Genomic DNA, 20443 nt, shown 5'->3' on the forward strand with positions numbered 1-20443 from the left:
CCGTTCAGCTTGAGTACTTACGACTTGCTCTTGGGTTTGCAAAATACCAATGCCAAAGTTAATGTTACATAAAATAAAACATTTATTACTAAATATATCTGCCATTTTAAAATAATAAAATTCCAATCTGCTGTTGAAAAATAGATTTCATAAAAAATCATTGGCCCTGTGATAATTGTCCAAATTAAAACTGCCACGTTAATATAAAAATATATTGATTTATAAAACTCTACAACTTTGTCAGATTGTAAAATCTCCAATAAATAAATAGTAACTGCAACAATAATCATCCATATACTTGTGATCTTTAAAAATTTTTCGTTTGGATCAAACAAAGCATCAAAATTAAGTACAGCGTAAAGAATGAATTGCAAGCAATAGACAAAATAAAAGTATTTCAAAGTTCTTCTGTAAATACTTTTATCAATTATCTTATAGTTAATTAATGTTATAAAACTGCTTAAACCTCCCATCCAAAAAATCAAATACCACCAGTAATTCTTCTCAATCTTGGTGTTCTCAATTAATTGAAATAATTCAAGGCTTCTCAAATGACTTGGATATCTGCCAATGAAGTCAACAAAAAAAGCGTATAACAAAAAATAAATCAAAAATTTAGCAGCAGTAGTCTTATATTGCCTGTATAAAATAAGACCTGTCACTGCTGCTAAGAACTCCAAGGAATGAGTAATTAAAAAATAATTATCCTTTAAAAACTCTTCCATTAATTATTGTGGATATTTTGCGCCAGGTGGATCGCCCTGACCGCCCATATTTAATCCATTAGCACCACCTATGTCGTTGCTTCCTCCTTGCAACAACGAAAACATACTCCCTTGAGCAGTATTTCTAGTGCCTGTTGGAATAAAAAACATGGTCATTAAACCTGGCCCTTCTTTAGTGTCTGGATAAGCACCTGCATAGATTCTTAAACCATCTAATATGTAACCTAGCGAATCTGCCTGTTGCTCTGCATACTCTAAATAAGACCTAATATCAGCTATTGGGTACCAAGACGATCTATTATCTCCTGTTTCTGTATTTTTCAATAGCGAATCGCTAATAATACTGTGCCTAAGATCATAGGCTTGGTCTAAAGCTGTGGCTTCTAATGGTGTTATTAAACCATTTGGTACAGCGGATTTTGAAATACCTTTTATACTGGAATCATCTTTACAGCAAATAAAATATACGGTTAGGGCGCCAATAATGGCACCAAGGATAAACAATCCAAAGTTTTTCATGACAAGTTAATTTAAATTAATAAATAGTTAATTATGAGCAAAGTTTTATAGCTCATCAAGGTACTACTGAGGATAGCTAGCACTTGGTGGATCTCCTTGGCCACCCATATTAAGACCTCTTGCATCTTTTATATCATGGCTCAAGCTATTTCCCTCTTCTCCATTGGCATTACTTGCCGTTGGGACCATGAACGCCGTTGAATAACCTACCTGCCCATCAACCGTAGGATACGCTCCACAATAAATACGAATTCCGTCCATTTCGTAACCTAGCTCTTTAGCTTGTGCTTCGGCATAAGCTAGGTATTTTTTAATCTCGTCTAAGGAAAACCAGGTAGATCGGTTATCTGGTCGTTTTGTAATGTCTTTGCTTACTAGGTCACAGCGTAACGTGAAAGCATCATTTAATTTCTTTGCCTCTTCAGGCGTAATCAAACCTTTAGGGTTGCTCATTTTTCAGTTAGTTTAGAAGTTAATAATTAGTTTTGGTTTACTAATTAAGGGTTTTTAGGAATTAAGGGATTAACTATAAAATTATGGAATTTATAGCAGACTGCAAGCATTTATTACAATTCTTCTTACGTTAGGTATCTTTTAGTCCGATTTTTAAGGTATTTCCTACTGTTTTTTGACTCAGCAAACTAATGGACTCTTCACTAAGTTGTAAAATTCTCGGATATCCTCCTGTGGTTTGAGCGTCTCGCATTAGCACTATCAAATTACCTTGGGGTGTTAATTGTACTGTACCTGGTAATACTGGAGCCGTTAAAATTGGCTCTAATCGGTTTTTTAACAATGGCTCTAATTGATAAGCCATTCTATTATTGTATTTAGAAACCTTAAGCTCACTATTGAGCAATTGTTCTTTTTGATGAAGGTTTAGACAACCAAACTCTGGCCCTTTATAGGCTTCAAGAATCTGGTTGTTAAATATGGAGTCATTATATTTAACTGTAGCATTAGATTCCTGAAGCCTTTGGTCAATGCTTAAATACGTTATAACATCATTAGTCTCAATGACACCTTTTGCTGTAATAGGTCGATATTGGCTTAGGCTATTAAATACGGTTTCAGATTCAAAGCCGCCTTTTATTGCCAAATAAGTTCTAAACCCTTTAGTTGTATGCCCAAAACTCAATACATCATCTGTCTCAATTTGTATTGCACAATTTTGTCCTATGGGCTTATTGTTCAATCGAGAGCGCATATAGGCTCCAGAAATTACTATCTGTGTCGGGTTCATAAACCGAAATGTCCCGCCAATCATAGTCATTTCCAAAACAGCATCAAATTTATTATTTCCAAGAAGCGCGTTAGCAAATTGACTGGAATAGGAATCCATAACTCCTGAAACAGGCACTCCAAAAGCTCTAAAACCTAATCGTCCCAAATCTTGCATGGTTGTATAAAATCCTGGGTTTAAAACTTTAAGCATTTGGAGTTATGGACTTGAGTTTAAACTTAGATTTAGACACTCGGTCTTTCAGCTCTATAAATTCGGGCTTAGATATAGACTTAAATTTTACCTTATCTCCTGCTTGTATGGGGCAAGGTATTTCATGAAGCGAATTAAATAATTCTACGGGAGTTTGGCCAATAATATGCCATCCACCCGGACTATCTTGCGGATAGATTCCGGTTTGTTCTCCACCAATTGCAACGGCTCCCTTTTTAACATCAAACTTAGGTGTCTTTTTTCTGTCTAAATGCAACTTAGAATTCAGTCCGCCCAAGTATAGAAAGCCTGGTAAAAATCCTATAAAAAAAACCGTATAAATGCTTTCGGAATGCAGCTTAACAACCTCTTGCTTTATAAGCCCTTTCTCTTTTGAAAAGTTCTCAAAATCGACTCCAAATTCTTCATCATAGCAAACAGGTATTTCCCAAGTTGAAGATGCTATTTCTAAATCTCCACCTTGGGTTTCAAAAAGCGATTTAAGCTCAAAAAACTTATCATTGATGTTTTCAATAGTAAAATTATAAATAATTAATATTGAGCTATATGTGTGAATTATTTCAATCTTTTGTTTAATATATTTATTCATAATCTTATTTTTGAATTTTAAGATGCTTTTTAAGATATTCTCATCAATTATTCTTGGCCACTCTATTAAAATAGACCGCTCATTGTACTGTGAATATCTAAGCTTAAAATCCATTAGATTTTATTGAATTCCTATATCGTTTTTTGGCAATTCCAACTTTAAAAATTTTAAAATTTGAATTGCATTTTTGTTGTCACCATGTACACAAAACGTTGATGCTTTAATCGCCACTTTCTCACCATTAACCGTCGTTAATTTTTGATGCTTTATCATACCCAATATATGACTCAAAATTTCATTATTATCAGTCAAAATAGCACTATTATTCTTTCTAGAAACTAACGATAAATCAGGGTTATAATTTCTATCTGCAAAGCCCTCATAAACCACATTGATTTTTTCGTTTTTGGCTTGCTTAGCTATAACAGATTGGTATGGCACATAAAGTTGTATTGGCAATGCTATACTTTTTACAACTTCGATAATAACACTAGCTGTTTTTATATCTTTGGCTGCCAAGTTATACAAAGCACCATGTGGCTTAATATGATGCAATTGAGCTCGCTCTGCGTAAAGCACCTTTTGCAATGCCCTAATTTGTTGCTTTAAAGTAGTATACAAATCTGCCGCAGACATGTCCATAACCGTCCTCCCGAAGTTTACTTTGTCGGGAAATGATGGATGCGCACCAATTTTAACCTTATGCGCTTTGGCTAGCTTCACAACCTCCATCATGGTTTGCAAGTTACCTGCATGACCACCACAGGCAATATTACAAGAAGAAAGGTAAGGCATTAAATGGGCTTCATTATTTAAACCCTCACCTACATCAGCATTGATATCTATTGAATAGTTATACATTAAATTAGATTAAAAACGCTTAATACACCCTTGAGGCCGAGGCCTATGGTTATTAAGACAATGATAAACCCTAAACCATTTTGAAATTTTGAATTTTTATAAGTCCCTAAAACAGATGTTTTATTCATCACCCAAAGTAAAAACCCAGCTATAATTGGCAATAATAAACCGTTGGCGACTTGAGCAAATTTTATGATCTCAATAGACTTAAAACCAATCGCTGAAAAAACTATCCCTAATATTAGTATTAATATCCAAACTGTTCTAAATTTTAGAGATTTGAGACTCGGCTCCCATCCCAAGCAACCACTAGCAACAAAAGCTGCCGCTAATGGTGCTGTAATGGCGCTTGTTATTCCTGCTGCGAACAGACCTATTGATAAAAAGTGCTTAGCATAAATACCAAATAAAGGCTGTAATCCCATTGCCAAATCTGAAGCATTAGAAATTTCTTGCGATTGAATTGCCGAAGCTGATATAATTATGCTCATGGATACCACACCTCCTAAAATTACTGCTATTACGGTATCTTTTCTAGCATAACTTAAATCCGCTTGGTTTTTCCATTTGGTTTTTGCCAAAGATGCATGCAAGAAGAGATTATAGGGGACAACGGTTGTACCAATAAGCCCAACAATGGTAAGAATACTCTTTTCTGGCGCATTTGGAATCAAAGCGCCTTTTAATATGTCTAACAGATTAGGTTTTGTAAGAAATGCTGTAATTAAAAAGGCAAGACTCAATAATACTACCAAACCCACCAAAAAGCGCTCTAAAATCTTATAATTGCTCAAATAAAGCACTATAAATGCTACTATACCAATCACCAAAGGCAAGACTTTGAAATTAAATTCACCAATCCCAACATTTGGGCTTCCAAATATGGTTTCCAAACCCAATGCACCACCACTAATATTTCCTGCTTCGTATGCTGCATTACCCACTACAATAGCACTCAGTATTAAAAAAATGGCAAATCCTTTTGCGATAGGATGCTTTATTTCTTCCCTTATAATTTCTGCCAATCCTTTTTGGGAGATCACCCCTAGGCGAGCTGCCATTTCTTGCAAAACAATCGTGGCTATAATAGATAATACCATAGCCCATAGTAGCGCATTTCCGAAATTTACACCTGCTAAAGTGCACACAGTCACTGTTCCTGGGCCAATAAAAGCGGCAGCTACCAGAGGTCCTGGACCAATATGTCTAAAAATGTTTTTCACTAGTTTTCTATTGAATTTAAAGCATAAATTGCAAAACTACCTAACCAGTGCCCGCCTTCATAGCTATCTCCCACAATATTAGACAGTGAATAATTAATGTGCTGATTAGCTATATTTTTAAGATGATCATACTCTGGTAAATCTTTAGCAATATAATTTAGACTCCAAGCCCTAGAAAAATTGACACCATCGAGATGCACTAGTTTCCCATCTGTTCTGTCCGATACTTTACCTGTTTCAATTTGAAAGGATTTAGACTTAAGTTGGGGTAAAAATTTATCTATCCAAATTCTAAATTCCTCCACTGATAAAACACGCTTCATTAAGGCCGCTTCCTCTAAACAAGGTGACAAAAAATCGAATCCGCTCGGTTCCCAGCTAAGCGGACAAGACTCATCATTCATATAGAAATCCTTAGCTCTTTTTTCTATTAATGTTTTTAATTTGGTATGGTTAACTGTTAAAGCGTAATCGTATGCAAAGCTTAATCCAAATGCAGTATTTGGATGCTCTCCTACTCGAATTGGGTAATTGAGCTTAGGTAAAAACTCTAAATAACGATTTACTATAAGGTCTGTTAATGGCTGAAGGTTAATTTCTACCTTTTTAGCTATATCATAGTCCCAATTGTGCAACTCTTCAGCTAGTTTTAGCAACCAAGCCCAGCCATAGGTACGCTCATAAGATTTGTTGTGTTCTCCATTAAAATAGTCTATCTCTCTCTCAATATTATCTTTAGAAATACTTTGCAATAACCTTTGATTGATTTCAACTTTACTTTCTAAATTGGGGAACTGCCGTATTAAACTCACTAAACTCCAATGACCATGTACTGCAGAGTGCCAATCGAAACAACCATAAAATGCAGGATGTAATTCTTGAGGTGATTGTAAGTCATCATCACTTCCTAGAGTCTGACCTAATTTGTTAGGGTATTCTGTGCCAATACAAGCCAAAGGTAATTCTGCGAGACGATTGGCCTGTTCTAAATTTAGTTTTGGGATTTCTACTATAGCAATATGGGTAATTGTAGGTGTAACTTTTTTTGAATTTTGACAACTAAAAAGTAAACCAAAAACATAGATAGAGATAACGTATTTCATAAAGTTAGTTATTGGTGTAGTAAAAATACATTAAAATGCAGTTTTATTTAAGTTTTATACTAACACCCTTGAAATCCTAAGAATACTGTTTATCTTTAAGCTTGAATTTTTCCTGACTAGGATTAACCGGTAACCATTAATAATTAATTGTAATGTCACCTGAAGTAAAAAAGAGATGGATTAACACTCTTAAATTCTTTGCCGCCTATCTGGTTGCCGCATGGACTTTTTTACAATTTGTAGATTGGGTTTTAAACCGTTATAATGTTTCGCCCCATTGGGTAGATATTTTATTATGGTTTTTTATTGGTATTAGCCCTTCTTTGCTTATCTATCTTTACCATCAAGAACGCCTTAGCAAACGCATTGTAAAACTTAGGGAAAAGATATTCATTCCTCTAAATTTTATCATTCTATTTATCGCATTGTATTTTGGATTTGGCAATAGCGATCTTGGTGCTACTACCAAAAAGATCAATTATACGGACGATCAGGGTGAAGCACAAACTAAAACCATTACAAAAGAAGAGTTTAGAATTGGTGTTCCAATTTTTAATTTTGAGCAAACCAATAGTGACAGCACGACTACATGGTTACAATGGGGTATTGGAAAATTATTGAATGAAGATCTCCTACAGAACAAGAATTTAAGTCCAGACTATATAGGCGAAGCTAATACCTCTGCTAAAATAAGAACTGCGTCTTTATTCTATGATTATTATGTTGATGGCAACTATCAAAAAATAGGTAATGATTATGAAATCACTGCCCATGTAAGAAAGGCAACCAACGGTAAATCTCTGAAAACACAGACGTTTAAAGGACCAGATGTGCTAAAGTTACTCGATGATGTAAGTGTATTTATTACCGCATCAGTAGGGTTTGTTGAAAGTAATAAACTCAATTATATAGATTTACCCATCAGTGAATTTATGAGTAGTTCATTACCTGCTATTGAAGCTTACGTTGATAAAAAGTTCAGAAGAGCTTATAACTTAGACGAGACGTTTGCGCTAGCTTATTTAGAGGAAGCTAAGGTAAGTACCGCCTACAATAAAGGAAAACTAGAAACACAAGACATCATTGACAAGGCATTTACACATAAAAGCAAGTTGCCTTTGCAAAAACAACTCGAAGTTTATATTCAACGAAGTTTAGCATATAATAAATATGAAGAGGCAGAAGCACAGGTAAAACTTCAGTTGGAAGTTGATCCTAGTAATGATTTTTATAATAACGTCTTGTTTTCCATTTACGGTGAAACGAAGAATGTGGAAGATTATCTTAAAGCTGCCGAAGCCTTATTTAGGAAAGACCCAAGTAATGAAAGTGGACTAGGCTTAGGTGTGGCATCTCTAGCGAGTGGCAATGATGATGATTTTTTGAAAGCACTAGCGCCTTTTGAACTTATTAATCCTGATTTAAAAGTTCTAAAACTAGAACCTTTAATTTTTAAAGGCGACCTAAAAGAGGCTAAAGCTATTTTTGAAGAACACAAGTTAGCAGAACCTAAAAACACCAATAGATTCAGGGCATACGACTCCATCTTTAAATATTATGAAAACAATCAACCGAAAATTGAAAACCTAAACCACTTCGTCGGCGTCTATCGATCTAGTGTTAACGAACAAATGCTAGAGTTTTGGATTAATGGTGATCGCCTCGTTCAATATTTAAAGAATCAAAAGATGCGACCTCTAGTACCTGCTGGACAAGAAGCAATTGGTGGTGGTTTTCTATTGGGAGACACCTTTTATGTTGAACTCATTAAGGAGAATACCAATGGAAAAGTTATTGGAATTAGCACTTACCAATTTTTTTGGAGAGCTACCGACAACCGATTTTTTTGGAAGTTGGATGATGACATTTTAGCTGCGAATAATGCTTTTGAAAGTAATGATATCGACCAAGCCATACCATTGTATGAAAAGGCTATTGAAAGCAACCCTAAACACGCTTATCTCTCAAACATCTTGTCACATTTAAAATATATCCAGAACAAAGACCAAGACTCTATTTTAATACAGTACAAAAAGTTTGCAGGTTCTTATGGACCACGCAAATTTTGGATAGAAGATGGCAAATTTTATTATAAGCGTAAAGATGCCAAAACTGAACTGGCTAAGGTAGAATTATTGCCCATATCTGAAAATCGCTATATGGATTTAACACGTTTGGGAACCATGATGGGCTTTGAAAAGGACCCATCTGGTAAAATGGCTTCTAAGAGTTATAGTTTTATTGTTGGTGAGGACTTGTCTTTTGAATGGAGAGATAGTGTCAATGATGAAAATACAACTAATTATTTTTTAAAGGATGATTAGACTTACTTTCCTAGACCCTTAAAGCTTATATCGTATTCCAAATAAAAATCTTAATTGCGTATTAGAGAATTCTTGATTTGAATTGTTTATGGGCTTTTGAAAGTAATTATAGCTTGGTTCTAAAAATAGATTCATACGTTTGGTTAATTGATATGAAACATTCGAGTTTAGCGTTGCACCAAAAACCGTTGTATCAACACCCAAGCTCTCCCCAATTTGCTCGTCATCTAGAAAAGCCCTATTTTCTGTTAAAAAGTTAACATTACCGCCAATACCTAATGACAAAGTATATTTTTGATTTTTCAGTACATGATATGAAAACTCTAATGGTATCTGAACATAGTTAAACTGTTGCTGTAGTGTCCCCACATCAGTGATAGTCTCTGAACCTCCATCGTTACTAGCAAATCCTGGGGAATTAACAAATAGTATTTCTTCACTACTTACTAAGTTTTGAATATCTCCAGCAAAAAGGGAGGCATCTGAACTTACATAAGCAATATTATTTATCTCTTGTCCCAATACATTATTTCCAATACCAGACTTTATAATCAACCTATCGGAAAGTGCATACCCAACCTTTAAGGTGTACACAAAATTGTTTTGCGATGAGGTACTTACCGAAGCACCTTGAATAGATGCATCAGAAGCTGTATTTGACACACCTCCCAGAACCTCAACTGACCATTTAGAAATTCCTTCTACTCTAGTATTCAGTGTGTCTTTAGTACTCTTGTTATCGGCTATTAGCTCTTCAGAAATATCCAACAAGGAAGGCTCCTTAAGCTTCACAATGGAGTCATTGTCTGCAATACCTTCTTCTTTTGTAAGGTCCATTATGCTTGTATGCACTTTTTTTGATATTTGTTCTTCATTGCTATTAGATTTACTTTTTTCTTCTTCACTAGTCACTACGGCATAGTTCTGGTCATATCTAGTCTTAGTGCCTTTTTTGTCTTGGCTTTCTTCTACCAAATGCTCAGATAAACTTTCCCTTTTTTCTTTTTGCTTAACTAAATTATCAATGCCCGCTTTATTATTTTCAGAGCTCTTTGGTAAAGCATTTTCTTCTTCAGTTATTGTAACTGCTTGTTTTATAGTGTTAATATTTTCATCCTTCGAGGTATCATTTGTAAGGCTATCTATATCGTGCTCTATATTCGTTACTTTCTTCACGGGTTGATTATTATCGGGAGACGTATTTGTTAGCATATATCCAACAAACACTACTAAAACAGCTGCAGCTGAACCCCAAAACCAAAACAGGCCTCTTTGCTTCTTTTTGGGATGAAGTCGCTCTTCTATGTTGTCCCATAACTCTTCAGGAGGCTCCTTAGAAAAGGTTTTTAGCGCTTCATATATCTCTTCAATATTATCCTTCATCATGACACTTTTTTACTTAATTCCTCATTAATTTTTGCTCTTAATATACTTTTTGCCCTGCTTAACAACGACTTTGATGTTCCTACGGCCATTTTCAACTTGTTTGCAATTGCCTTATGGCTGTAACCCTCTAAAACAAAAAGATTGAATATAATCCTATAATTATCTGGTAATTGTTGTATATGCTTTAATAATTCATCTTGGGAAATATCAATATCAAACACGCAGGCATTGTCCTCAACACTATCATCCTCATAAGCATCTTCTATTGCTATATGAAGTTGGCGTTGTTTTTTCCTTAAAACCTCTAATGCTTCATTCACAAAAATGCGCTTTGCCCATCCCTCAAAGCTTCCTTTGTATTGATATTGATGGATCTTTTGAAACAAAATGATAAAGGCATCCTGAAAGACATCATCTGCCTCAGTCTTAGTTTTCATATACTTTAGACAAATACCATACAATACAGGAGAGAGCAGCTTGTATAATTCGCGCTGCCCTTCCCTATCCTTCTCAACACACTTTTGTATGAGTATTCGTAGTTCTTTATTCAAACTGGCACTAATCTATATGTTATTGATAAGGTTAAATTTATTAATAACTTAAGACATCAATAGACCAATTACCTATCGTTAAGTTTTTTTACGATAAGTTTTTAAAATTGAACTGTACTTATTAGCTCTAGTCCAAAATCATCTGTATAATCGTACTGATGAATTATATTTTCTCCCACGGAAATAAGATGCGTCGATAATGGAATTACATCCTTCGAATTAATTTCGTAGGTGTTTTCTAGTGTTATATTATAAGGGTCGTGGGCATCAAACACATTTATACCATCATCATTGCAAACATAGAGTACTTGGTTTTTTATTCCCAAACCATATGGACTTGACAAAAAGTATGTTGAATATTCTTGAGGTGCACTAATATCTGAAACATCAATGACATTAATCTGGTCTTCTATTGCACCGCAACCATTACCGCCTCTTACAGTTATATAGGCCGTATCTTCCTCTACGACAACTGGATCACAACCGGTTGCATGTAAAAACGACGATATGTACGTTGGATTAAACTCATTTTGCAAACCAACAATATGCATTCCGTTTGTTGCTCCTATGAATAAATAATCTTTTCTAATAAATGTAGTTTCGAGTATACCTCCACCAAACCAGCTTTCCATCCAAGTTTGGGCCACTAGCGAAATATTATTGTAATTTGTAATATCAAAGGTGTATAACAAATAATCGTCTATAGTGTATAAGGCATTGTTAAAAATCTGAAATTTCGCATAAGAGCCTCCAGTACCAATATCATTGGCGATAACAGCACCATCAAAAACCTCTAAGAAAAGATTAGTATCCCAGTTATATATATCTGGGTTATTTTCTGCTTCGTCCCTTTCCATATAGACGGTGGTATAATATGCTATAAACTCATCTTCACCTACAGAAAAATTGGATTGATAGTAAGACACATCATCAGGAAATGTTGCGTAATAAGGTAACATATCCTCTTCTACATTCACCATTTGAATGTTTTCTATATCGCTAATATCAAACACTACCAAATCCATAAAGTTATCTGCGTATAAAATATTGTTCTTTACAGAAATGTCATTAACGCCTTCTAACTGAATAAACGTAAGGTTTTGGGGAGATTCTGGATTTTGATTATCAAATATATGTATACCCGAATTCTGTGCTATATAAAACAGCAAATTATTATAAACATATATCTTACCGTCTGAATTTGTAGGTTGCGCACCTTCAATTGATACCGCGTCTCGAAAATCGGATTTAGACTTTATCACGGGAACCGTTACGGCTACTTGATCTAGAAAGTCGTTTGAATCATCATCATTACAACTAATAAGTTGCAAGCACATGGTTACAACTAGGACTAAGGGTAAAATTTTGTGTTTCATATGGACTGTTTTCTTATAAGATGAAAAAAGTATAAAAGGTTGCAGTGTTTTATAAAAAAACTGGCAGTTAACTACTTTAAAACAAAAAGAGGCGTTTGCCTTGAGTATTGCAAACGCCTCTTTAGTCTAATTACACGTCATTTATTCATCCTTATAGACCAATCTACTTCCTTTCCATGTATCACCACGTCGAGTTACTCCCACAAAGTCGATTTTTACATCATCATAATCATAGAGCTTCGGAATTTTTATTTTATCAAAGCCAAAATCACTTATTAAATCAGTTGAAAGATTTCCTTGGCCATCGATATTCACATTGAACTTAAATCCAATACCAAAATTCCAATCAAAGACTTTTGTTATCTTCTTAGTATTTAGTTTTCGATTTTCTAAATCTATATAAGTTAGATAAACTTTTGTTGGACTGTAAAGGATATGTGTTACATTCTTTGGATCTCTACCTTTTTGGCTATTCACAATGGCTTTGGCTATCTGCCACGTTCCTGCATAGAAATTCTCTCGCAAATCAGAAACTGAAAGATCGGCTCCAGTAGCGTGATTAATAAATTCTGTAACTGTTACTTCACTTACAAAAGGAACCTCTGGGAATGGCGGCTTATAAATAGCATTAGCGTAGTTTTGCAGTTGTCCCTGGCTATTGAAAATCTTGTTTTCGAAGAAATAAAACTTAGGTGGTGCATAAATACTTGGGAAATTTGGAATATTGATCGTATACTTAAACGAAGCTTGGCTAATCATAAGCGCAACCTCATTAGTACTTTTTGCTCTCCATAAGCCTGTCCATCCTTTCTTTTGATGTTTTACCTTTACACCTATGGCGTTGTAAATTAAATAGTTTTCCTTGTAGTACTTCGTCTTGGTACGGTATTTTGAACTAAAGTTATCGTAACACTTTTTGCTAACTCCAAAAATTCCAAAACCGCTATCTAAGAATCCATTTATTGTCTTACAAGCTTCTAAATTTTGTACAAAGGCAACCAATGAAGCTGTGTGATCGGTCGGAGGAGGATTTGATCCACCACTTGAACCGCCTCCAGAACTTCCACCACCGTAACTTCCACCACCACCGTAGTCGTTACATGGACCGTCCTCTAAGTATTCTGATATTGAGTAATCAGGAGCTGCATCAATCGAAGGATTGTCGTGACAATTATTTACGTATTGTAAATCTTGTACAGTAGGAACTTGTTTTTTAATATCAGGTGTTACCATAATCTCTCCTCTGATAATGCTCTCATTAGCCTCCACTAGATACTCAATATTGTTATCCTCAATATATGTATCTAACAATGGTTTATCTGCTGTCTTAACAGAAAAAAGACCCTCATAGGTAAATTTATATAAAGAATCGCCGACAATAACTTCACGTTGATCATTTAATACCGAAGCAAAATCGTCATCAGATATCAGATCATCGTCAAATTCTTCAACCAATTCACCATCTTCATCTATTTCAGTAGGAACTCTTTTTCCTCCTAACATTTGATTGTCGCCATAAACCAACTTACTTAACCGTTCTTTTTTTCGTTGGGCAAATTCGCCTAACTTAGTATTATCATCATCCCTGTATCTTGGAAAAAGAGGCTTAAAACCTTGATTATAGAATTTGTAAAGGAATTGTTCTTTCTGTTCTTGTTTCATGTCTTTAATCTCATCTACTTTGCGAATAAGAAAGTCTTTCGATGAGAATACAAGTATCCCGTCTTTTAGTTCAACTGAATCTACAGGGTTTAGGGTGTTTTCGCTAATGTTGTCTAAATCTTTACTACAGCTAACTGCAATAAAAAACAATGCCATAAGTGTGACATTTTTAAGTATTTTCATAAGTTGTAATTTAAAACATTACTCCAATACTGAGCATAACTCCTTTAAGTCTTACGTAGCTGTTTGAGTTTCGTATAGACTCTCCATCATTGCTAACTGCCTTATAACTGTATGCTATGTCGCCAACCAGTACAAATCGACTATCATCATTAAGAGGTAATTTATAACCTACACCGATGTTGAACATATTCCCATTTTTTGGCCCATTTTCAATTTTAACTAATGTTCCATAGTTTAAAAAAGCATAGGGGCTTGTCAATGCATCATTGAAATAACCTCTTAGGTCAAGATACACAGGAAGTGTGTTGTATCGTGGATTTCTATAGCCATCAAGACCAAAACCCAAACCGAGTGAAAAGTATGGATTAAAGAAGTAGCCATTGATAGTATGCAATGTAAATGCACCTGCTTTATCCGTGGGGAGACTAGTAACAACTACGCCTTCTTCTGGTGAAAAGGTTTCGAGTGTAGCGTCACCAACAAAAATATATCCAAACTTTGTAATGTTAAAATAGCCCTTATTTCTGTATTGATCTATGTTAGAGCTTACTTCTTTCTGTGCAAACATTGGAAATATTAGAAGAGTTAAGAGTACCGAAGTAATAATATTTTTATTCATTTTTATTGTTTGTGGGTCTATAAAATAACCCATTTGTCTGTAATAGAAATCCTAAAATGTTATTTTTAATACGCCCTTAGAATTGCTATTTTACACCTGCGAGACACTACCGATGTGTGTAGTTTATATCTCAAATTATTCTTCTGTTTTTATTCCATAGGCAGTCCATTTATAAGATTACATTGAGTGCTAAACACACTACCTTAAAGATATTTGGGCAAGAGAATAAAAGGAAGAAAATAACCTCAAATTGAGTAAGCATTTTGCTTACTCTTCTAACTATAGATATCCACGTTTTCGAGCGCTAAGAATCAACTCTCTGTCTGTATCTGATATTTTGTTGAAGTATTGTTTTAGCTGGCGTTTTCTTTTCTCAATACCCGATTTTGAAAGTGGTACATATTTGGGCAGATCTATTGTCTTTGTACCGTTTGAAAGTTCCTTGAGAATCTTAATATCGATATCATCAAGATGAATCTTTTTTTCTGATCTGTGGAGAAGCACTTGTGATACTCTTGGTCCTAAAGCAATCTTACCGTTTTTAATATCTTTGAATGCTGATACGACATCAACAGAAGTAGCTTCAGATTTAATAAGAAATCCTTCTGGACTTAAAGACTCACATATTTCGTTTAGCCTTAACTCATCATTATGGCAGGTAAGTACAAGCAATTTAATTTCTGGATAATGTTCTCTTATCCATATACCCAGATCTTCACCTGAATATAACCTCATTTTTTTATAGGAAGGTAGGTTAATATCTAGAAATATAATGTCAAATTGTTCTTGGGCAGTACTAATCTTTAAGACAGCTTCTTGACAGTTTAAAGCCAAATCAAAAACAATCTCCTCTTCAATTCCGTAACTTAAGGCATTCTTATACCCATCTGCAATAATGGGGTGATCGTCAACAATTAAAACTTTTGTTTTGCTTTTTAATTTTAATCTCCTAGCCAGCATATGAATAAAATCATTATGCAATTTAAAACTTTTAAAAGCTTAAAACTATACGTATAACTACGTATTTTATAACCCGAACCGAGATTTTTTATAACACTGTTATTCAAAAATTGATATAATTATATAGTGAAAACCATTAAAAAACATCAAAAAACTCTTTAGCATTTTCATCTAAACTACCCTAACCAACCTTCGCGATCCAAACTTCGGTACTGAATGGCTTCGCTGATGTGATTTCCCAAAACACTTTCAGAGTGTTCCAGATCGGCAATGGTTCTGGCGACTTTCAATATTCTATCATAGGCTCTGGCTGATAAATTCAGACGCTCCATCGCTGATTTTAATAACTGCAACGATACTTCATCTAATTTGCAATACTCACGGATTTGTTTGGTGTTCATCTGGGCATTGTAATGTACGTTGTCTAAATCCTGAAAACGTTTGGTCTGCAGTTCTCGTGCTGTGGTAACGCGCTTCCTTATTTCTACTGATGATTCGCCCTTTCTATCGTCCGAAAGCTTTTCAAAAGGAACAGGCGTCACTTCGATATGAATATCGATACGATCTAGTAACGGTCCTGATATCTTACTGAGATAACGTTGCATTTCGGCAGGACTCGATGTTACTGGCGCATTAGGATCATTGAAATAGCCTCCAGGACTCGGATTCATGCTGGCGACTAACATAAATGAGGAGGGATAGGTTACGGTAAACTTTGCTCTTGAAATAGTAACTTCCCGATCTTCTAAGGGTTGACGCATTACTTCTAAGACCTCGCGTTTAAATTCTGGTAGCTCATCAAGAAACAAAACGCCATTGTGGGAGAGCGAAATCTCACCAGGTTGCGGATAGCTTCCACCGCCGACTAGGGCGACATTACTAATGGTATGATGCGGACTTCGAAACGGACGTTGTGCCATTAAACCAGAGTGTGCTTTTATGCGACCTACTACCGAATGAATCTTTGTAGTTTCTAAAGCTTCGTAGAGGGTCATTGGCGGTAATATTGATGGTAGTCGTTTAGCTAGCATGGTTTTTCCGCTTCCAGGTGGACCAATGAGAATAATATTATGCCCACCTGCTGCGGCTATCTCCATACAACGTTTAATACTTTCCTGACCTTTAACATCAGCGAAGTCAAATTCAGGAAAATCAAGATTTTTATAAAACTCTTCTCTTGTATTTATTATGGTTTCTTCTAGTTGCTCATCTTTATCGAAGTGGTTGATAACTTGGGTAATATTATCAACACCATAGACTTTTAAATCGTTGACTATAGCAGCTTCCTTGGCATTTTGACTCGGTAGAATAAAGCCTTTAAAACCTTCTTCCCTAGCTTTTACAGCTATAGGCAAAGCTCCTTTTATGGGTTGCAAACTACCATCAAGGGACAGCTCACCCATAATGAGATAGTCTTCCAAACGCTCTGCCTTGATTTGCTTTGAAGCGGTCAATATACCAACAGCCAAAGTTAAATCATAAGCGGATCCTTCTTTGCGGAGATCAGCTGGTGCCATATTGATAGTAATTTTTTTCCCTGGAATGCGATAGCCATTATTCTGCAATGCCGCAGCAATTCGATAGTTACTTTCCTTTATGGCATTATCTGGGAGACCAACAAGATGATAGCCGATGCCTTTATCAACATTGACTTCAACGGTGATAGTAGTGGCTTCAACACCGAAAACGGCACTGCCATAAACTTTATTTAGCATAGGTTCAATAGATTTGGTAGGCTAAAAGTAGAAAAACTGGATTGAATACAAAAATTCCTACAAAAATATTATTTACCAAATACCTCGGCTTTAGTCCTCACGATGGCTTTTGCGTTATAGTGATCATTTTACTTTAAAAGCTTTAACACTGAATCTACCTGTGCTTTCATTATTTCACCGTTGATCACTTTGTTATAATAATTAATGGTACTCTTACTTAGATGTCTGGCCAAAGTGGGCTCATAAGTAGTCCAAGTACTTCCGTTATCATCAAGATCTATTTTTAATTTTTTATTTTGAATTTCCAAAAACAATTGCAGCTCGTCTTCCAAATCTTCACATTCTATGTCACCACCAATAAAATCTTCAATATCATCAATATCGATATGAAACGGTAAATAAACAGGCACGTATTTAAGCGTATCTTTCTTTTGCGAGCCTTCTAGAAAATCTGCCAAATAGTGTGGAATTTTATCGAGGTTTAACCCAGTTTTAATATCGGCTACGATATTATCTTGCTCTATTTCTTCAATAAAAATGTGCTCTGGATATTTACTTCTTTTACTCTTAATATTTTCAGAAAACTTCTTGAGAAGGTACCATATGTAGCTACTTTTTCCATTATTGATTTCCACAAAGACTTTTTGTCTGTTTTTAAAACGCTTGTCTCTTTGGAGATAGGTGTACAAATCTAGAGAGCTTAAGAGACCACTATTATCAATAGCACCAGCATCAATGTAGTGCCCATAACCATTGATCTTTGCAGCTGGACTCAAAGCAGGAAACCTGTTTGTTGTGGACACTGCCTCATAAAAGGCAATAAACCCCTCATTTAGTTGCGATAGTTTATCCGAATTTGAAAATATCTTTCCATTTTCTCTATAATCTATTGAGTAAAATACACCACGTTTACCACTGGTTTTCGCCGTATTTACGATCAGAGAAGGATAATAGCCATTGGGTTTATAAATGTTTTCTTTCCAAAATGTATTGAAAGATGTTGTACTTAATGTTCTTGAGTTTTTACTTTCTACTATGTTTTGATACCGCACCATGGCATAGTAAGAACGGTCTCTGTATTTTCCGATGAAATGGAAAGGTGCTAATTTTCTAACAAAGTCAGCACCAAATGTAAATGCTACATCTCTTGAGGCAAAGTTTTCGTAAGCCACAGTATCAATTTCTTTTGCAATGGCTTCATAGTTATTTGGATACTTTCCACTTAAAACAGAATATAAGGACAAGCCCATCATACCACCTGAAGCTCCTGATAAGGAAACGGTCTGATTAAAGAATTTACCTTTTGATTTTTTCTGTATGTCGTTTAAAACTTTCATAGTCCAAATGTTTGCCTTTAATCCACCACCATGAGCTGCAACAAATAGCATCGACTCATTTTCAGGAACGTTTTTTAAAAGCCTTGTCTTAAATGTCTCCATCTTAATTGTATTTTTAGCTTTATTGATGGAATCACATAACTTATCTTCAGTATTGAATACTTCCAATTCGTGAACGTGTTTTTCAACTCTACACGATATGACACAAATAATGATAAACAGAATGGTTAATATTGAAGATATACGACGTCTACGCTCGGCAAATTCCTTTTGATCATCTAGAGGTTCTAAGTTATTTCTATTCTCCTTCTTTATGAGCATTGAATTGTTTAAATAGCCCTTCGGCGTAATTGAAGGCTTTTTTGTTCTTATTTTTAGTAAGTACTCCTTCTGATCTTTTAACACATCTAGAACAAAATAGTATTTAAGTGAACATGCTAAAATGTAATAGATAATGAAAAAACAAGACAACAACATAAACATAGCATTAGTTATCTTCAAATTATAATAGACGGCAAAATTTGAATAAACGAGGTGTCCAATCAGAATTAAAAAAATGACCAAATAAAATCTCAGAAAACCAACGCTATTACTAATATGATAGAATTTAAAATTATAAGAGATAACATAGACTCTAAAGACTCTAAATAAAACATATAACATTGATACTAAAAATGTCATTATTTGCAGTAGCCAGTATCCTGTTAGACTAAAATCTAATACAATTAATGTTATAGTTGCCGCTACAAGTACCACTACCATCATAACCAAAAGTATTGAGGCACCACGTCTGGTAAACTTTTTACGTTTCTGGTCTATACTGTTATACAAAGCCATATTATTGGGCTTGGCTTTTTTCATACCATTTTGATAGACATACAGTTGTTGCAATAAAATTATTAAACTCAATGCTGGTAAAACTGCTATAGCAATAGTGATATACTTTATTGTAGATGTCTCGATACTTTCTATCAATACGAGCTTCTGATGAAACGCCTGATAGATATAATAATGCCAAATTGAGAAGATTACTAAGCCTAGTACCTGCCTAAAGAATTTTGCCTTATAATCTTGTGCATAGTCCTTATCTATTCTCTTGAAGGTAAATATGTAGTAATTCAACCAAAGCTTATACGCATACCATGAATGGGCATCTTTACTATCGTTTATATCTTTTGAATAATATATATATCTTGGATAATGTGATAGTACCGCTGCAAAAAACGATATTACGGCATAGCAAAGCACCAGCGAAAACTTGTCCTTTTCTACCATATCTACTAAGAGTGTGTTAGCCTGATCTAAAGACTGCACCAGAACCAAAATAATGGCAATGAAGGTGATACTTAGATAAGACGATTTAAGGAATCTACTGAAACCAATAACTACATTATTAATGTACTCAATTACTGGATTACGGTTATATGGTATTTTGCCGGAAGGTTGTACGGCATTGGAAGTTTGATTTTTGGCCATGGCTTAAAATTAAAATAAAAGGATCAAACAAGAATTAATTTTAAGTCTGAGGGATTTTATACCTGAAATTTACAAAAAAAAGTCAATCCTAATGATTTAAAACAATTTTAACTTGAATAATTGTATTCAAAAGATTAGTTCTTTATAAACTTCTGAGTGGATTTAAATTCTCTAGATTGGATTTTCAAAAAGTAAATCCCTTTTGATAAACTTGAGACATCCAAAGTGTAATTTTTAGTAGATACTTCTATCCTATCCAATTCGCGACCATTGATATCCATGATGCTTAGACCATCCATTGGTAGTCTTGATGTTATTTCTAATTTATCGTTTGCTGGATTTGGATATAAACTGACCCTCTGTAATTCTTCCTCTTTA

At 34.8% G+C, this 20443-nt stretch carries 18 protein-coding genes; 1 reads left to right on the forward strand and 17 read right to left on the reverse strand.

Going from position 1 to position 20443, the window contains the following annotated elements; translation table 11 throughout:
* Positions 1 to 17: 17 nt before the first annotated feature.
* The 8 genes from Q0972_RS08390 to Q0972_RS08425 form a co-directional block, all read right to left on the reverse strand.
* Positions 18 to 725, reverse strand: coding sequence for a hypothetical protein (locus Q0972_RS08390; protein WP_299364792.1), 708 nt, complete (start codon positions 723 to 725; stop codon positions 18 to 20).
* 3 nt (positions 726 to 728) lie between these two features.
* Positions 729 to 1244 (reverse strand): hypothetical protein, encoded by a 516-nt coding sequence (locus tag Q0972_RS08395; RefSeq protein WP_299364793.1) that lies wholly within the window; start codon positions 1242 to 1244, stop codon positions 729 to 731.
* A gap of 63 nt (positions 1245 to 1307) precedes the next feature.
* Positions 1308 to 1697: a hypothetical protein gene (locus tag Q0972_RS08400; RefSeq protein WP_299364794.1), complete on the reverse strand. Its 390-nt coding sequence runs from the start codon at positions 1695 to 1697 to the stop codon at positions 1308 to 1310.
* Between the two features lie 130 nt (positions 1698 to 1827).
* Positions 1828 to 2679, reverse strand: coding sequence for a biotin-dependent carboxyltransferase family protein (locus Q0972_RS08405; RefSeq protein WP_299364796.1), 852 nt, complete (start codon positions 2677 to 2679; stop codon positions 1828 to 1830).
* Positions 2672 to 3403, reverse strand: a complete 732-nt coding sequence (gene pxpB, locus Q0972_RS08410; protein ID WP_299364798.1) for a 5-oxoprolinase subunit PxpB — start codon at positions 3401 to 3403, stop codon at positions 2672 to 2674. Before pxpB ends, Q0972_RS08405 begins: the two co-directional genes overlap by 8 nt.
* 6 nt (positions 3404 to 3409) lie before the next feature.
* Entirely contained in the window at positions 3410 to 4150 is a 741-nt protein-coding gene (gene pxpA / locus Q0972_RS08415; RefSeq protein WP_299364800.1) for a 5-oxoprolinase subunit PxpA, read from the reverse strand.
* Positions 4150 to 5373: an Nramp family divalent metal transporter gene (locus Q0972_RS08420; protein WP_299364802.1), complete on the reverse strand. Its 1224-nt coding sequence runs from the start codon at positions 5371 to 5373 to the stop codon at positions 4150 to 4152. Before Q0972_RS08420 ends, pxpA begins: the two co-directional genes overlap by 1 nt.
* The gene (locus Q0972_RS08425) at positions 5373 to 6476 is read right to left on the reverse strand and encodes a DUF2891 domain-containing protein (RefSeq protein ID WP_299364805.1); all 1104 of its coding nucleotides are present in this window, start codon (positions 6474 to 6476) and stop codon (positions 5373 to 5375) included. Before Q0972_RS08425 ends, Q0972_RS08420 begins: the two co-directional genes overlap by 1 nt.
* 152 nt (positions 6477 to 6628) lie before the next feature.
* Between Q0972_RS08425 and Q0972_RS08430 the strand changes: the two genes are divergently transcribed.
* Positions 6629 to 8800, forward strand: a complete 2172-nt coding sequence (locus tag Q0972_RS08430; RefSeq protein WP_299364808.1) for a hypothetical protein — start codon at positions 6629 to 6631, stop codon at positions 8798 to 8800.
* Positions 8801 to 8818: 18 nt separating this feature from the next.
* Here Q0972_RS08430 and Q0972_RS08435 read toward each other — a convergent pair whose 3' ends face one another.
* From Q0972_RS08435 to Q0972_RS08475, 9 genes are all read right to left on the reverse strand, one after another.
* A complete protein-coding gene (locus Q0972_RS08435) occupies positions 8819 to 10186 on the reverse strand; it encodes a hypothetical protein (RefSeq protein WP_299364810.1) in 1368 nt (455 codons plus the stop codon).
* The gene (locus tag Q0972_RS08440; protein ID WP_299364813.1) at positions 10183 to 10737 is read right to left on the reverse strand and encodes a sigma-70 family RNA polymerase sigma factor; all 555 of its coding nucleotides are present in this window, start codon (positions 10735 to 10737) and stop codon (positions 10183 to 10185) included. Before Q0972_RS08440 ends, Q0972_RS08435 begins: the two co-directional genes overlap by 4 nt.
* A 101-nt stretch (positions 10738 to 10838) precedes the next feature.
* Positions 10839 to 12113, reverse strand: a complete 1275-nt coding sequence (locus tag Q0972_RS08445) for a hypothetical protein (protein WP_299364816.1) — start codon at positions 12111 to 12113, stop codon at positions 10839 to 10841.
* Positions 12114 to 12254: 141 nt separating this feature from the next.
* On the reverse strand, positions 12255 to 13958 hold the full coding sequence (locus Q0972_RS08450; RefSeq protein WP_299364818.1) for a hypothetical protein: 1704 nt from the start codon (positions 13956 to 13958) through the stop codon (positions 12255 to 12257).
* A 10-nt stretch (positions 13959 to 13968) separates the two neighbouring features.
* Positions 13969 to 14577: a hypothetical protein gene (locus Q0972_RS08455; RefSeq protein ID WP_299364820.1), complete on the reverse strand. Its 609-nt coding sequence runs from the start codon at positions 14575 to 14577 to the stop codon at positions 13969 to 13971.
* 279 nt (positions 14578 to 14856) lie between these two features.
* The gene (locus Q0972_RS08460) at positions 14857 to 15537 is read right to left on the reverse strand and encodes a response regulator (protein ID WP_299364823.1); all 681 of its coding nucleotides are present in this window, start codon (positions 15535 to 15537) and stop codon (positions 14857 to 14859) included.
* Positions 15538 to 15713: 176 nt separating this feature from the next.
* Positions 15714 to 17252: a YifB family Mg chelatase-like AAA ATPase gene (locus Q0972_RS08465; RefSeq protein WP_299364825.1), complete on the reverse strand. Its 1539-nt coding sequence runs from the start codon at positions 17250 to 17252 to the stop codon at positions 15714 to 15716.
* A gap of 128 nt (positions 17253 to 17380) precedes the next feature.
* On the reverse strand, positions 17381 to 20065 hold the full coding sequence (locus Q0972_RS08470) for a hypothetical protein (protein WP_299364827.1): 2685 nt from the start codon (positions 20063 to 20065) through the stop codon (positions 17381 to 17383).
* A 134-nt stretch (positions 20066 to 20199) separates the two neighbouring features.
* Positions 20200 to 20443 (reverse strand): T9SS type A sorting domain-containing protein (locus tag Q0972_RS08475; protein WP_299364829.1); only part of this gene is annotated, 244 nt, incomplete at its 5' end.

The organism is Winogradskyella sp., from assembly GCF_028282165.1.
GTDB lineage: Bacteria > Bacteroidota > Bacteroidia > Flavobacteriales > Flavobacteriaceae > Winogradskyella.